The organism is Actinomadura fulvescens (genome assembly GCF_039533225.1).
Lineage (GTDB): Bacteria > Actinomycetota > Actinomycetes > Streptosporangiales > Streptosporangiaceae > Spirillospora > Spirillospora fulvescens.
The window spans coordinates 97,170-111,010 of the sequence record NZ_BAAATD010000010.1 but is presented as its reverse complement, the minus strand read 5'-3'; the positions used below and the strand labels follow the sequence as shown (position 1 = coordinate 111,010).

The 13,841-nt window shown below is 66.7% G+C and carries 14 protein-coding genes; 7 read left to right on the top strand and 7 right to left on the bottom strand.

Annotated features, from left to right (window positions below; all coding sequences use genetic code 11):
* Entirely contained in the window at window positions 1-1,083 is a 1,083-nt protein-coding gene (locus ABD333_RS32375; protein WP_344546342.1) for an AfsR/SARP family transcriptional regulator, read from the bottom strand.
* A 156-nt stretch (window positions 1,084-1,239) separates the two neighbouring features.
* Here ABD333_RS32375 and ABD333_RS32370 point away from each other — a divergent pair, with 156 nt between their 5' ends.
* Window positions 1,240-1,455: a DUF397 domain-containing protein gene (locus tag ABD333_RS32370; protein WP_344546341.1), complete on the top strand. Its 216-nt coding sequence runs from the start codon at window positions 1,240-1,242 to the stop codon at window positions 1,453-1,455.
* Window positions 1,456-1,529: 74 nt separating this feature from the next.
* On the opposite strand, the gene ABD333_RS32365 is transcribed toward ABD333_RS32370, so the two are convergent.
* Window positions 1,530-2,381: a helix-turn-helix domain-containing protein gene (locus ABD333_RS32365; protein ID WP_344546340.1), complete on the bottom strand. Its 852-nt coding sequence runs from the start codon at window positions 2,379-2,381 to the stop codon at window positions 1,530-1,532.
* Window positions 2,382-2,956: 575 nt separating this feature from the next.
* Here ABD333_RS32365 and ABD333_RS32360 point away from each other — a divergent pair.
* Window positions 2,957-3,784, top strand: a complete 828-nt coding sequence (locus ABD333_RS32360; RefSeq protein WP_344546599.1) for a helix-turn-helix domain-containing protein — start codon at window positions 2,957-2,959, stop codon at window positions 3,782-3,784.
* A gap of 36 nt (window positions 3,785-3,820) precedes the next feature.
* Here the strand turns inward: ABD333_RS32360 and ABD333_RS32355 are convergent, their stop codons facing one another.
* From ABD333_RS32355 to ABD333_RS32345, 3 genes are all read right to left on the bottom strand, one after another.
* On the bottom strand, window positions 3,821-4,039 hold the full coding sequence (locus ABD333_RS32355; RefSeq protein ID WP_344546339.1) for a DUF397 domain-containing protein: 219 nt from the start codon (window positions 4,037-4,039) through the stop codon (window positions 3,821-3,823).
* A gap of 263 nt (window positions 4,040-4,302) precedes the next feature.
* On the bottom strand, window positions 4,303-5,442 hold the full coding sequence (locus ABD333_RS32350) for a hypothetical protein (protein WP_344546338.1): 1,140 nt from the start codon (window positions 5,440-5,442) through the stop codon (window positions 4,303-4,305).
* Window positions 5,426-6,046: an RNA polymerase sigma factor gene (locus ABD333_RS32345; RefSeq protein WP_344546337.1), complete on the bottom strand. Its 621-nt coding sequence runs from the start codon at window positions 6,044-6,046 to the stop codon at window positions 5,426-5,428. Before ABD333_RS32345 ends, ABD333_RS32350 begins: the two co-directional genes overlap by 17 nt.
* 240 nt (window positions 6,047-6,286) lie before the next feature.
* Between ABD333_RS32345 and purF the strand changes: the two genes are divergently transcribed.
* From purF to ABD333_RS32330, 3 genes are read left to right on the top strand one after another with little or no spacing between them, the layout of a single operon-like run.
* The gene (gene purF, locus ABD333_RS32340; RefSeq protein WP_410557681.1) at window positions 6,287-7,750 is read left to right on the top strand and encodes an amidophosphoribosyltransferase; all 1,464 of its coding nucleotides are present in this window, start codon (window positions 6,287-6,289) and stop codon (window positions 7,748-7,750) included.
* The gene (gene purM, locus ABD333_RS32335; RefSeq protein ID WP_344546335.1) at window positions 7,747-8,772 is read left to right on the top strand and encodes a phosphoribosylformylglycinamidine cyclo-ligase; all 1,026 of its coding nucleotides are present in this window, start codon (window positions 7,747-7,749) and stop codon (window positions 8,770-8,772) included. The genes purF and purM overlap by 4 nt, the downstream gene beginning before the upstream one ends.
* Window positions 8,773-8,795: 23 nt before the next feature.
* Window positions 8,796-9,485 (top strand): SanA/YdcF family protein, encoded by a 690-nt coding sequence (locus ABD333_RS32330; protein WP_344546334.1) that lies wholly within the window; start codon window positions 8,796-8,798, stop codon window positions 9,483-9,485.
* Between the two features lie 128 nt (window positions 9,486-9,613).
* On the opposite strand, the gene ABD333_RS32325 is transcribed toward ABD333_RS32330, so the two are convergent.
* Both ABD333_RS32325 and ABD333_RS32320 read right to left on the bottom strand, forming a co-directional pair.
* On the bottom strand, window positions 9,614-9,832 hold the full coding sequence (locus ABD333_RS32325) for a DUF3073 domain-containing protein (RefSeq protein WP_344546333.1): 219 nt from the start codon (window positions 9,830-9,832) through the stop codon (window positions 9,614-9,616).
* 551 nt (window positions 9,833-10,383) lie between these two features.
* Window positions 10,384-11,469, bottom strand: a complete 1,086-nt coding sequence (locus ABD333_RS32320) for a Glu/Leu/Phe/Val family dehydrogenase (RefSeq protein ID WP_344546332.1) — start codon at window positions 11,467-11,469, stop codon at window positions 10,384-10,386.
* 135 nt (window positions 11,470-11,604) lie between these two features.
* On the opposite strand from ABD333_RS32320, the gene ABD333_RS32315 reads away from it, so the two are divergent.
* Together ABD333_RS32315 and bldC are read left to right on the top strand one after the other, a co-directional pair.
* Window positions 11,605-12,522, top strand: a complete 918-nt coding sequence (locus ABD333_RS32315) for a DUF8083 family protein (RefSeq protein WP_344546331.1) — start codon at window positions 11,605-11,607, stop codon at window positions 12,520-12,522.
* Between the two features lie 238 nt (window positions 12,523-12,760).
* Window positions 12,761-12,964, top strand: a complete 204-nt coding sequence (gene bldC / locus ABD333_RS32310; RefSeq protein ID WP_012850682.1) for a developmental transcriptional regulator BldC — start codon at window positions 12,761-12,763, stop codon at window positions 12,962-12,964.
* Window positions 12,965-13,841: the final 877 nt, after the last annotated feature.

Genomic DNA, 13,841 nt, shown 5'->3' with positions numbered 1-13,841 from the left:
TCACCCGTGCTGGTGGAACGACCCGGCGTGGACGGTCCCGATCACGCCATGAGACACGACCGGGCCATGGAATGTGGTGACCGTGGTACCCGGGGCATGCGGAGCCGCAGGCGATGGGTCGGACGGCTCCCGACCGTGTGATACGCCATCACTCGCCTCTTCCTGCCCGTCTCCGGCGCTACCAGGCTCTTCGGCGCGTTCCTCCGCTGCGGGGGAGGGGGAGGCGGTACCGCTCGATCGGGGGCGTGTCACCGTCCGCGCACCCGGAAAGACGACCGCGTCGGGCTCCCACAGCTCCGGGTCTCCGCGCAGCATGCGGTCGTGGAGATCCGAGAGTGGCTGCAGGATGTCGAGCCCGTCCCGGTCCACGAGCCGCGCTCGTAGGTCCCGGAAGGCCTTCAGGGCGTCGTCCTGACGGCCCGAGCGGTAGAGGGCGTGCATGAGCAGCCAGGTCACCATCTCGTTGTCGGGATGCTCCGCCGCCAGAGCTGTGAGCTGTGAGATCCGCTCGAGGTGCCGGTCGTTCCTCATCCGGAGCTGGTTGAGCGTGAGTTCGGCGTTGAGCATTTCCTCTTCAAGGGTCACCCGGAATCCCTCGATCTTGCGGCCGTTCAGGCCCGCGAGTGGTTCCCCTCGCACCCGCCGCAGCGCGACCTCCAGCAGCTCTGCCGCTTGCTCCTCGTCCTCGCTCATCGCCTGCCCGGCGTTCGCGAGTTCCGCCGCGAAGCGGTGAAGGTCGACGTCGGCAACGGCCATGTCGAACGCGTAGCATCCGTTGCGCCAGGTCAGGGTGTTGTGCAGGCCCACCGACTCCAGCCGCCGCCGTAGCTTCCTTACGAGCTGGTGGAGGGCGTCCACCTGGCTTTTGAACCTCTCCGGCGTGTCCCAGATCTCGTCCCAGATCCATATGAGGAGCGTGTCTCGCGACACCGGTCGGCCTCCTGCGGCGAGCAGGCCGACCAGCATCCGCTGCATCTGCTCCGTACCGAGATCCAGCTGCCGGCCGTTCACACGAACCTCCAGGTTCCCGAAGATCTGGATGGCCACGGCCGGGGGCCGGGACGGTTCGATCGATCCCGCCATCACTTACCTTTCCTTTGACTTCTTTGTCATGGTCAGAGTCGGTGAGTGCCGCTTCAGGAAGACGCCCATCGGCCGTCTCGGCAGGACGCCCAGGTCGGGGGCCGAATCTGCACTCGTCGGGCTGCACCAGGCCGCCCGGGGAGTCGGAGGACGAGCATGAGCAAGGACAAGACCGCGGTGTCGGGGTACCGAAAGAGCAGCTTCTCGGGAGGCGTGAACGACGCCTGTGTCGAGGTCAAGATCACCAATGACGCGGTCATGATGCGTGATTCCAAGGACCCGGCCGGCCCGGCCCTTTCGTTCACCCATGAGGAGTGGGAGGCGTTCCTGCTCGGTGTCAAGGACGAGCAGTTCGAGCTTCCCGAGGGCTGATCTCATGAGCGTCCGTATGTGGCGGTGGCAGGTTGCCGCCGGCCACCGCCACATACGGGACGCCGCGGCGGAACTCAGCATCGCTTCAGCAGGTCGAGGAGGAACGAGCGGGACCGTTCCGCACTCATCGCGCAGGCTCCGGCCGCGGCGAAGGCCCGTATGTAGGAGGCGATCTCGGCCTGGTCCTCGGCGAACCTCACCCGGTCGAGCATCTCGATCTGCACCGCGGCGGGCTCCCTGCCCGCCGACTCGAAAATGTGAAAAGCGAATCCGACCGCGCGGTGGAGTCCGGCGCTGAGCGGAACCACTCGTACGCTCAGCCGGTCGGTTTCGGTGACTTCCAGCAATCGCTCGTACTGGTCCCGCATCACCGCAGCGGTCCCGACGGGCCTGCGCAACGCGGCCTCATCGAGCACGACCCTCAGGACGGGGCCGTTCTCGTCCGCCACGACACGTTGGCGGGCCATGCGCAGCCGTAGGCGCTGCTCGACCGCGTCCAACGGGATGTCGCCCGCGATCTGCATGAGTTCCCAGGCGTAACGCTCTGTCTGGAGCAACCCGGGTATGAGGCTTGGCTGGTGGGTCTGGATCAGGTCGGCCTCGTCCTCGAGAATCAACATCTGCTCGACATCTCCAGTGACCAGATCGCCGTACGGGTACCACCAGTTCCGCGAGCGCATCGCATCGACCCTCGCCAGAAAAGAGGAGCGCGGCGCACCCTGTATGCCGTACAGATCGAGAAGGCCGATCGCGTGGGCCCGGCGTAGCGCGGCGGTGCCGGTCTCCAGCCGGACCACGAGAGAAGGGGGCTGGTCGAGATGCACCGCGGCCTCGCCCACCGAGCGGGCACTCTCCTCGCGCAACCGCCGGAACTCGGCCGCCAGCTCCTGGCGTGCGGTGCGACCGTGGCCCCGCTGTTCCTTCATGTGAACCCCGTAGTGCTTGCTGTATGGAAGTTGAAGTATGCGACTAGCGATGTGAAATTTGCAATAAGTATGAGGAAAGCAGCAGAACATCACGCATCGTCATCATCTGACCACGATTCGTCACCGTCTTCGCGGCCCCTTTGTGAGCGGGCCTGCGACAGTGCTGACAGCACCAAGAGGCATGCCGACGCGGCCAGGGAGCCTATGGCGAGGCCTATCCCGACTCTCAAATCAGGATGCCACCCCGCAGTGCCGTAGAAGGCCACAATCAGGGCAAAAAGTCGTTCTGCCCGGTCAGAGAGGGTTCGTCTCCACCGAGGGCGCCGAGCGGGCCCTTGGCTCCGGGAGTGCTCGGGGTCGGCCATCACTTCTCCTGAGCTCGTGGCCTGAGTGTGGGGACTGGGAACCAGTATGCATGAAACTTGCTAGTTGCAACTTGCAGAATTCATATCTAGGATGTCAAGTGAATCGGTGGTCCGGATCGACTACTATCCGCATGATCCGCACTACGCCGGTCGGGTCGAACGACCGCGCGGGGAAATGAGCGAACGGTGAACGCAGGCAGAAGCCCGGTGATGAAGCGCCGCAGGCTCGCGGCACAGCTGCACCGGCTTCGCGCGGCCTCAGACTTGACGCTGGAGGCCGTCGCCGAGCACCTCGAATGTTCCCCTGCCAAGATCAGTAGAATCGAGAACGGCCAGGTCGCCGTCCGTATCCAGGACGCCCGCGAACTCCTCGACCTCTACGAGGTCAAGGGGGAGGAGCGGGAGAACCTTCTGCAAATGGTGCGTCAAGCCCGCCGCAAGGGTTGGTGGACCGCTTATGCCGACATCCTTGCCGAGGACACCGAGACTCTCCTGAGTCTGGAGGACGAGGCCGCCACGATCTCGATCTATGAGTCCAACATCGTGACGGGCCTTCTGCAGACCCCGCGTTACGCGTGGGAACTGATGACGTCCTGGTCCGATGTTCCCCTCGAGATGGTCGACCGCAAGGCCGCCCTGCGCGTCGAGAGGCAAGCAGTGCTCGAACGGATCGATGCTCCGGCTCTCACCGTGGTGCTCGACGAGGCTTGCCTGCACCGGCCCGTGGGGAACGAGGAAGTGATGAGGGAGCAGTACCGCCGCCTGCTCGAAGTCTCCGCGCGCCCCGACGAGCTCACGCTGCTGATACTGCCTTTCTCTGCTGGTGCCCACCAGGCGATGGGGTTTCCGTTCCATCTGTTCTCGTTCAGCGGGAACGACCACCCCATCGTCTACGTCGAGTTGCTGAACAAGGGCCAGTTCATCGAGGACATCAGTGAGATCGCCCGTTACAGCACCGCTTTCAACCAGGTGCGTGACGCGGCCCTCAACCCGAAGGAGTCACGGGAGTTCCTCGAAGGAATGATCCGCAGGCCGTGAGTGGGCGCTCGGCATGGAACGCCCACTCCACCGGCGTCAGGTGAGATCGTGCACGCCCTCCTTGATCTCGCCGAGGAAGGCCTTCCACGGAAGCGAGTCGAACCTTAGGACGGTCCCACCGGGATCCTTGGAATGCCGCATCGCCATCCCGGAGCCTGTCATCGCGGTCTCGACACATGCGCCGTTGCCACTGGCGCCGCTGTAGGTGCTCTTGAACCAGCACAGTCCGTTGTCTGCCGCCTTGATGTTCTGCATCGTCCTCTCCTCTCGGGCAGTGAGCCGTTGCATCGCGATGAGGGGAACTCTCTTGGGTCAAGCCGGGTCCACCCCTGAGTCAGCAACTGACCCGTCACCGGTCCAATCGCTGGACGCTCCGGCCAGTGCTTCGCCTTGGATCACTCGAACGGCAGCTGTCCGGTGACGCTGGCCGCCGTGGGCGGGATGTCAGAAAGGAGCGGGCCGCCCTCGGGCGACTTCGGAGTGAGTCGATGCGTGTCGACGTGATGCGATCACCGGCATCAGTCGAAGGGAGGCTCCCAGTTCTTGTTCCAGATCCATCCGGGAAGCAGCTTCCTGGAGGACTCGTTCGTCCAATCCGCCTTCTTGACGATCTGAAAGAACTGGCGCGAACCAGGTGGAACTCCGGCGTTCTTGGAGCCACCTTTCACGACGACGCCTTGGCTGGCGGTGAGCCTACCGGTGGAGGGATCGATGAAGAGCTGCCAGTCGATCGTGCCGTAGGCGGGCGTGGTCTGAACCATGGAGACGGCCCTGCCCTTGCGGCCCGTGGCATCAGTGGCATCGACCATCCGTACGCCCTTCAAGCTGGCCAGGATCCGGTATGTGGCGATGCGAACACGGTCGGAGACCGGTAGCTCGGCAAGCAGAAGCGGAGCGTAGATGAAGAGGTAGAGATCCGGCTGACGCAGGCGCTCGTGGTCGAACTTGGTCGCATAGTTCAGGATCCAGGCACGCAGCTCGGACGGATCAGACGGCAGTTCGCGCGCCTCCGGGGGGCCGATGTCGAAGTAGCCGCCCTCTTCGGGCTCGGGCCCACGCTGACCATGAGGAGGCTCGACCTTGAGAGCGTCGGCATCGGGCTGCCAGTCGGCGGTCCATGCAGCGTGGTCGGCAGGGCTCACAGGACGGACTTCGACGTCATCCCCATCCCACTCATACATCTTCGCCCCGCTGCTCGCGCCGTTCTGCGCCAGGTTGAAGACACTGGCTCTGACTTCGACGGTGTACCGGACGTTCGGTCGCGTAGGAGATCTGACCACTGCGGTCGTGCCGTTCAGCGTGTGCAGGTACCAGTGCCGGCCGGAGGAGGCATGACGTGCCCTGCCATCGGCGGCGGCAAGCAGGAATGATGCGGCCGGCCCGCTCTGGCCCGCCAATGGTTCAGGGTGGTAGAGCGGACGCGTCATCCATGCATGGACACCCCACGCCGCAGCGACCATCATGACGGCGCTCAGACCCGCGACGAGGGCCGTTCGCCGGCTCGTCGCTTTGCCCGCCGGCTCCGAGGAACGTCGAGGATGCCATCGATGGCGCCGGGCCGCCTCGTTCATCAGGCGGCGGCGACTCTTTTCGATCGCCTGGGCGCTCGACGGGTGATCGGCGGTCAGCAGTCCCGCGACCTCAGCCAATTCGTCCACGGGTGCCTCCTTCGATGTCTGCACGATCCTGAGCGTCAAGCGCCGTCCTGATCTGTCGTCGTGCTCGGCTGAGTCGAGAACAGACGGTTCCGTACTTGATCCCTAGCGCCGCGGCGACCTCCGGATAGCTGAGCTCGGCCAAGGCGACCAACATCAGAACGTCCCGATCGGCGCTCGATAGACCTGCCAACGCCTCGCTGAGACCGGTGTTGGCCGCGACCACCGCGGAGGTAACGCGCTCTTCGTGTCCTTCCAGGGCATCGCTCCTGTCCAAACGCGCCAACGCGCGGTAGCGGCGCAGCTCGTCGCGACGGTGCCGGCCGACCAGCTTGGTCGCGATGCCGTACAGCCACGGCCGCGCGGATGCCTGGGCGGTGTCGAAACGAGCGCGCCTGCGAAAGGCGATCAGGAACGTCTCAGCAGCGATGTCGTCGGCATCGTCCCGCCCGAGCCGCCGGTCCACGTATCGCTGGATGTCCCGGTAGTGGCGGTCGAAGATCACAGCGAACCGCGCCGGGACACGGCGCGAGGCGGCGATGATCTCCGCGTCGGACAAGCGCCGGTCAGCCCCAGGAGGCTCGCCCTGCGGGCCGTCACTCGTCACGACCACCTCGAAGATGCCCGGGGGTTGGTCATCGAAGATCCTTCTCGAGGTAGAGGCTACGGTCACACCCCTTGTTGCCCGTTGCGGACCGAACCCTTCTCCCCATCCTCACGACCGTCCTTGACCTACGCCCGCCCAGACCGAAGCGACAAGACCCAGCCGAACCTGGCCACGATCAAGGACCTCAAAAGGTCGGTTAAGGAGATGCGCTGATCGGAGCAGGTGAGGGGGGCAACTAGGATGGGGGCTGTGCCTCTCCGTGACGGACGTCTGAGCCACGACATCGACCCCTCCGACCGTGCCCCCCAGGATGCCTGCGGGGTTTTCGGTGTTTGGGTTCCGCCTGGCGAGGCGAGCCGGGCGGAGGTCAGCAAGCTCGCCTACTACGGCCTGTACGCGTTGCAGCATCGTGGGCAGGAATCGGCTGGGATCGCGGTCAGTGATGGATCGCGCATCGTCGTCTTCAAGGACATGGGGCTGGTGGCCCAGGTCTTCGACGAGTCGGTGCTCAACACGTTGCGTGGCCATATCGCTGTCGGCCACTGCCGCTACTCCACGACTGGTTCGCCTACGTGGGAGAACGCGCAGCCTACGTTCCGGTCTACGGGGGCGGGTGGGCTGGCCCTCACGCATAACGGCAATCTCATCAACACGCCTGAGCTGGCCGCCAAGCTGCCCTCGGGGGTGCTGACCGCCACGAGTGACACCGAGGTCCTCACGGCGCTTCTGGCGACGCGTGAGGGTGGTCCGCTGTCGGCGGCGCGGGAGATCCTGCCGGTGACGCGGGGGGCGTACTCCCTGGTTTTCATGAACGAGAGCACGCTGTACGCGGCGCGCGATCCTGAGGGCATCCGGCCGCTGGTGCTGGGACGCCTCGGTGAGCGCGGGTGGGTGGTGGCGTCGGAGACCGCCGGGCTCGACATCGTGGGCGCGCAGTTCGCCCGGGAGATCGAGCCGGGCGAGCTGATCGCGATCGACGCCGATGGGGTGCGGTCGGAGCGATTCGCGGAGCCGCGGCCTAAGGGTTGTTTGTTTGAGTACGTTTACTTGGCTCGGCCTGACACGACTATCGCTGGGCGCAGTGTGCAGGCCACGCGGGTTGAGGTTGGGCGACGGCTAGCCCGTGAGCATCCGGTCGAGGCCGATCTGGTGATTCCTACGCCCGAGTCGGGGACGCCGGCTGCCATTGGGTATGCGGAGGCTTCGGGCATCCCGTATGGGCAGGGGCTCGTCAAGAATTCGTATGTCGGGCGTACGTTCATCCAGCCGTCCCAGACCATCCGGCAGTTGGGCATTCGTTTGAAGCTCAACCCGCTCCGGGAGGCCATCGAGGGCAAGCGGCTCGTGGTGGTGGACGACTCGATCGTGCGAGGCAACACGCAGAGGGCCATCGTGGGGATGCTGCGGGACGCCGGCGCCGATGAGGTGCATGTGCGGATCTCCAGTCCGCCGGTGGCCTGGCCGTGTTTTTACGGCATCGACTTCGCCAGCCGGGCCGAGCTGATCGCGGGCAACCTGTCGATCGAGGAGGTCCGCGACTCGATCGGGGCCGACTCGCTGGGCTACATCTCGCTGGACGAGCTGATCGCCTCCTCCCAGATCGCCAAGGACCGGCTGTGCCGGGCGTGCTTCGACGGGGTCTACCCGATCCCGGTCGAGGAGGACGCGCGTGGCAAGCACCTGCTGGAAGGGGCCGTCAAGTGACGTCCTACGAGGCGGCCGGGGTCGACATCGCGGCCGGTGAGCGGGCCGTCGAGCTGATGAAGTCGCGGGTGGCGCGGTCGCGGCGCCCGGAGGTCGTGGACGATGTCAGCGGCTTCGCGGGGCTCTTCGACGCGTCGGCGTTCCTCAAGTACCGCCGTCCGCTGCTGGCGACGTCCACCGACGGGGTCGGTACCAAGGTCGATCTGGCCCGGCGGCTGGGCGTCTACGACACCGTGGGGCACGATCTGGTCGGCATGGTGATCGACGACCTGGCGGTCTGCGGCGCCGAGCCGCTGTTCATGACCGACTACATCGCCTGCGGCAAGGTGATCCCGGAGCGCATCGCCGATCTCGTCGGCGGCATCGCGGACGCCTGTGTGCTGGCGGGCTGCGCGCTGATCGGCGGCGAGACCGCCGAGCACCCGGGCCTGCTGCAGCCGGACGAGTTCGACATCGCGGGCGCCGGTACGGGGGTCGTGGAGGCCGACGAGATCCTCGGACCCGACCGGGTCCGCCCCGGCGACGCCGTGATCGGAATGGCGTCCTCGGGCATCCACTCCAACGGGTATTCGCTGGTGCGCCACATTCTGGCTACCACCGATCTGGCGCTGGAGACCCAGCTGGCCGATCTTGCCCGTCCACTCGGCGAGGAGTTGCTGACACCCACACGCATCTACGCCCAGGACTGCCTGAGCCTCGTGCGCGCCGGTGGGGTACGTGCGTTCGCCCACATCACCGGCGGGGGCCTGACGGCCAATCTGGCCCGTTCGCTGCCGCCGACGGCCGACGCCGTGCTGCAGCGGTCCTCGTGGGAGGTTCCGCCGCTGTTCACGGCCCTCCAGACGTACGGCAAGGTGCCGCAGGCCGAGATGGACAAGACGTTCAACCTGGGCGTGGGCATGGTCGCGATCGTGGCTCCCGACGCTGCCGACGCCGCCGTCGCGACCCTCGCCGACCGGGGTGTCCCCGCCTGGGTCCTCGGCGAGATCATCAAAGGCACCGGCTCGGCGAACCTCGCATAACGCTCACGCGTCCCATGAGTGTGATGATCTCTCGTGTGCTGGCCTGGGCCACGCCCGCGCGCCTGCGCCGCCTCGTGCTGCCGCTGTCGGTCCTGGTGGGGTTGCTGGCGTACGGCGTCCTGGCGCCGCTGGGCTGGGCCTACGCGGACACGGCCCGCTACCGGCACTCACCCGACAAGGTCCCCACCACACCCGTGGCTCTGGTCTTGGGCGCGGGCGTCTGGGGCGGCCAGCCGTCGATCCTCCTGGCCCGCCGTCTGGACGTCGCCGCGGACCTCTATCGGCGCGGCAAGGTCAAGGTGCTCCTGGTCTCAGGCGACAACCGGGTCGAGCACTACGACGAGCCCACCGTGATGCGCGACTACCTGATCGCCCACGGGGTGCCCGCACACAAGATCGTCCGAGACTTCGCGGGACTCGACACGTGGGACTCCTGCGCCCGCGCCAAGCGGATCTTCCAGGTGGACCGGCTCACCGTGGTGACCCAGAACTTCCACCTGCCGCGCGCCGTGGCCCTCTGCCGGGCCGCCGGGCTCGAGGCGTTCGGCGTCGGGGACGACAGCATGGCCGACCGCCGGGACGCCACCGTCAAGGGCTACGTCCGCGAACCCCTCGCCATGATCAAGGCCATGACGGACCTCAGCGCCCGCCGCGACCCCAAGCTCCTCGGCCGCCAGGAACCCGGCGTCAAGGAAGCCCTGGCCACCCCCTGATTCCAGAGGCCCGGCCCAACGCTCGGATCAACGCTCGTGGAGACCGGTAAGGCCCCGCCCAACGCTCCCAACGCTTCGCAGACACGAGAAGGCCCGCAAGCCTTGCTTGCGGGCACAGCTCATGAAAGTCAGCCTGAGGTACCGTCCTTGCGGTCGTCCTCAGCGACTACGCCGTATTCCTCGGCGTAGTCGGCGTACTTGTCGGCGAGCTCGTCGTACGGGTCGGTCTCCGTCGAGTCGGGGACTCCCAGCTCACTCTTCAGGCGGTCGAGGTCCGTGTTGCCGCTGTTGTACTTGAGCTGACGGGCAACCTTCACCTGCTTGGCCTTGGCTCGGCCGCGACCCATTGGCTCGACCCCCTCGATGGTCAGGGCTTTCGTGGGCCCATCAACGCGCGCGTCCACCACACGAACCGGTGCCTGATGAGCCATGGTTCAGTCACGGATACAACCGTACCCGTTTTGCGCCCGGCTCGGTACATCGTCAGACCTGTGGCGGCATGCTCGCTGCGGAGAACCCCAGTGTATCGGGTGATTGCGAGTTCACAGACCTGGCGTGTTGGAAGGCTCCTGCGGCTGTGCTGGACGGCTCCTGCGACCTCGGCCCCTCGCCTGGCGGCTCGGGGCCGAACCGCATGAGCGGCGAACGCGACATCGCTTCGCGATCTTCCCGTGGAGCTTCGCCTTCGGCTCGCTCCACGCTCAGGTAGCGCGTTCGCGTGACGGCTGAGGCTTTGTGCGTGGGGAACGAGAGCCAAGTCGTCACGCACGGGGAGGGGACGTGGCCAAAACCACTCCTACGCCACGGCTGAGGTCGGCGGGAGACGACGTGTTTGCTGGAGTGCCGCCGGGCCCGGGGAGAGCGGCCCGGCGGCCAGTGTGACTAAGGCAATAGACCTTTAGCTCAGCCAGATGCTGCGGAGGCGGCCTACGGCCGTCATGCGCTGCTCGGCCAGGCGATCGGCGGCGACGGCTGGGGGTACGCCCTCGTCGGCGGCCAGGACGAAGATCCGGCGAGTGGTCTCGAAGATCTCGGTGGCCCGGGCCTTGGCGCGTTCGAAGTTGAAACCCTCGATCTCGTCGGCGACCTGGATCACACCACCGGAGTTGACCACGTAGTCGGGAGCGTAGAGGACGCCGCGGTCGGCCAGCTGCTTCTCGATACCGGGGTGGGCCAGCTGGTTGTTGGCGGCGCCGCAGACGATCTTGGAACGGAGGACGGGCACGGTCTCGTCGTCGAGTGCCCCGCCCAGCGCGCACGGGGCGTACACGTCGATCTCGGAACGGACCAGGGCCTCGTTGTCGGCGACGACCTCGACTCCGGGATGCCGTTCCAGAACGCGTTCGACGGCGGCCTCGCTGACGTCGCAGATCACGACCTCGGCGCCGTCCTCGCGCAGCAGGTCGACCAGGCGGTGGCCCACCTTGCCCACGCCCTCGACGCCGACCCGGCGGCCGCGGAGCGTGGGGCTGCCCCAGATGTGGTCCGCAGCGGCGCGCATGCCCTGGTAGACGCCGTACGAGGTGAGGATGGACGAGTCGCCGGCGCCGCCGTGCGCGACCGTACGGCCGGTCACGTAGCGGCTCTCGCGGGCGACGATGTCCATGTCCTCGCTGTACGTGCCGACGTCGCAGGCCGTGTAGTAGCGGCCGTTCAGCGACTGGACGAACCGTCCATAGGCGCGCAGCAGAGCCTCGGACTTGTCGGTGTCGGGATCGCCGATGATGACGGCCTTGCCGCCTCCGAGGTCCAGCCCGGCCAGGGCGTTCTTGTACGCCATGCCGCGGGACAGGTTCAGGACGTCGGTGAGCGCCTCTTCCTCGGACCTGTAGGGGTAGAAGCGGGTGCCGCCCAGCCCGGGGCCGAGCGCGGTGGAGTAGAGCGCGATGATGGCACGCAGGCCGCTGGCCTCGTCCTGGCAGAAGACGACCTGCTCGTGTCGGGGTTCTGTGCCCTTGTGGGGCGACCCGAAGACGTTAGGCACGGTAGTGCCCTCCTCTCAGTCTTAAGGATCAGACTAGAACCGGACAGGGCACCACGGGCGAGCCTGCAGGTAACACAGGGATCTCGGTGGGGTCGTCGAAGCCTTGTCCGCGCCCCCTCCATGTCACGATGCGGTGTGCTTCCGTACGCCGCGTATCTACGGGTATATGAACCGCTGACCGCCTTCCCGGAGCCGGAACGGACCCTGTGGACGGCCTACGCCGACTCCCGGCGGCGCCCAAGGCGAATCCACGCGCTGCGTGCCGAGCACCGCGAGGCCGCGTTGCGGCTGGCCGCGTTCCCGCCGGAGCCCGTACCTGAACGGGAGAGCCGGAACGCCTACGTGCGGCGTTCGGCGGACATGATCTATGTGTGCCCGTGGGAGACGCGGCTGCGTTCCTGGCTCGCTTTCGACCGGTTCCAGGCGACGCTTCCGGCGGGCGTGGCCGAGGCGTTCGTGCCGCGGGCGGTGGCGGAGCATGCCGAGCAGGAGTTCGGACGGTGGAAGGCGGCGGGACGCTCCCTACGGCCCCACATCCTCTCCAGTACATGGCACGTCCCCTTGGCCTGGTTCGCGGCGTTCGGCCGTACGGAACGTTGCCTGCTGCTAGGCGAGCCCCCGCGGGCTGAACGTAAATCCGCGACGTGCTTCGGGGAAAACCCAGGCCGTGGGCCTGCGACAGCGGCTGTGACGCGTACTCTCATCTACGTCACGGCGATGCCCGAGGCGCGGCGCCGGGTCGCCGCGGCCCTGCGCATCGTTCGCGACAACCTCGGTGAGGGGACCGGTGAGACCACGGCGCTGGCCGCCGGGCACGTGGAAGCGCTCGGCCGCTGGCTCGACGGGTTCCACCCGCGCGCCCTGGTCGAGCTCGACTACGGCGGACTGGTCCATCTGCTGGACGATCTGACCCTGCGTGCCGACGACTCCGTGGGCGAGCTCGAAGTGGCCCTTGAGGCGATGGAACGTGGTGAGGCCGAACTGGCCGTCGCGATGTACAAGCGTCTCCTCGCCCGGTGGCGGCCTGTACGAGCCCTTGAATCGGCGAACTGAACAAATTTCCCGAATCTGCGCGCGATACGACTATACGTGTCGCTAGAATCACGCAGCGTGACCCAGTCGCCACTGAACACGCAACTACGCTCAGGGACTTGCTTGTTGCGTTGAGTGGTGGCAAGGTTACACGTTGTGATGTCATAGTGGCTCTTTCGGGCCATAGGGGACATCAGTGACCGCGCGAGGATCAATCGCAGGATCGCTGTCATCGGTCCACGGAGGAGAGGCCGCACAAATGTCAGCACGTACGCCAGAGGCTGAGCCCCTGCTGACGCCGGCAGAGGTGGCGACGATGTTCCGCGTCGACCCCAAGACCGTCACGCGGTGGGCGAAGGCCGGAAAGCTCACGTCCATCCGCACCCTGGGGGGGCACCGGCGCTACCGCGAGGCTGAGGTTCGTGCGCTGCTGGCGGGTATCCCGCAGCAGCGCTCGGAGTAACGCACTCCGGCCGGCGAGTGGGGGCTCGCCGGGCGCACACAGTGAAATATTGGGGGGCGACCAGGAGGCCGCTGAACAACCTCGCACCCGGCAGTGGGTGGAAGTCCTGTTCAGGGGTCCCCTGGGCGAAGGTCCAGGGCTGTGGTCATCCGAGAATCGCCGTCCTGGGCCGCGCATCGTCCAACCGGGTGTCCCGCTCGCCCTCGTGCGAGCGGGACATTCCGTCCGCGTGAGCCATGATCATCCCGCGTGAGCTCAAACCCGAGTCTCCGGCGTCCGAGCCTCAACGACGTCCGAGCCCTCGACCTGAGCCGCGCCAGGCTCGCGTGGACCCCAGGCATCGCCGCTCGTGTGGAGCTCAGACGCCGCCGCTCACGTAGAGCTCAAGCGTCGCTGCTCGTGTGGAGCTCAAGCGTCGCTGCTCACGTAGAGCTCAGGCGTTGCCGCTCGTGTGGAGCTCGAACGTCTCCGTTCGCGTGGAGCTCAGGCGTTGCCGCTCGTGTGGAGCTCGAACGTCTCCGTTCGCGTGGAGCTCAGGCGTTGCCGCTCGTGTGGAGCTCAGGCGTTGCCGCTCGTGTGGAGCTCGAACGTCTCCGTTCGCGTGGAGCTCAGGCGTTGCCGCTCGTGTGGAGCTCGAACGTCTCCGTTCGCGTGGAGCTCAGGCGTCGCCGCTCGCGTGGATGCGAGGCGTCGCTGCTCACGTGGAGCTCGAACGTCTCCGCTCGCGTGGCTCCCGGGCGTTGCCGCTCGTGTGGAGCTCAGACGTCGCCGCTCGCGTGGAGTTCAAGCGTCGCTGTTCGCGTGGAGCTTAGGTGTCGCTGCTCGTGTGAAGCTCAGGCGTCTCCGTTCGCGTGGATCCCGGGCGTCGCTGCTCGTG

Bases quoted from the DNA above. Each gene is read 5' to 3' on its own strand.
- ABD333_RS32375 (WP_344546342.1), bottom strand. From the start codon at position 1,083: ATGGCGGGATCGATCGAACCGTCCCGGCCCCCGGCCGTGGCCATCCAG.
- ABD333_RS32370 (WP_344546341.1), top strand. From the start codon at position 1,240: ATGAGCAAGGACAAGACCGCGGTGTCGGGGTACCGAAAGAGCAGCTTC.
- ABD333_RS32365 (WP_344546340.1), bottom strand. From the start codon at position 2,381: ATGAAGGAACAGCGGGGCCACGGTCGCACCGCACGCCAGGAGCTGGCG.
- ABD333_RS32360 (WP_344546599.1), top strand. From the start codon at position 2,957: ATGAAGCGCCGCAGGCTCGCGGCACAGCTGCACCGGCTTCGCGCGGCC.
- ABD333_RS32355 (WP_344546339.1), bottom strand. From the start codon at position 4,039: ATGCAGAACATCAAGGCGGCAGACAACGGACTGTGCTGGTTCAAGAGC.
- purF (WP_410557681.1), top strand. From the start codon at position 6,287: ATGGGGGCTGTGCCTCTCCGTGACGGACGTCTGAGCCACGACATCGAC.
- ABD333_RS32330 (WP_344546334.1), top strand. From the start codon at position 8,796: ATGATCTCTCGTGTGCTGGCCTGGGCCACGCCCGCGCGCCTGCGCCGC.
- ABD333_RS32325 (WP_344546333.1), bottom strand. From the start codon at position 9,832: ATGGGTCGCGGCCGAGCCAAGGCCAAGCAGGTGAAGGTTGCCCGTCAG.
- bldC (WP_012850682.1), top strand. From the start codon at position 12,761: ATGTCAGCACGTACGCCAGAGGCTGAGCCCCTGCTGACGCCGGCAGAG.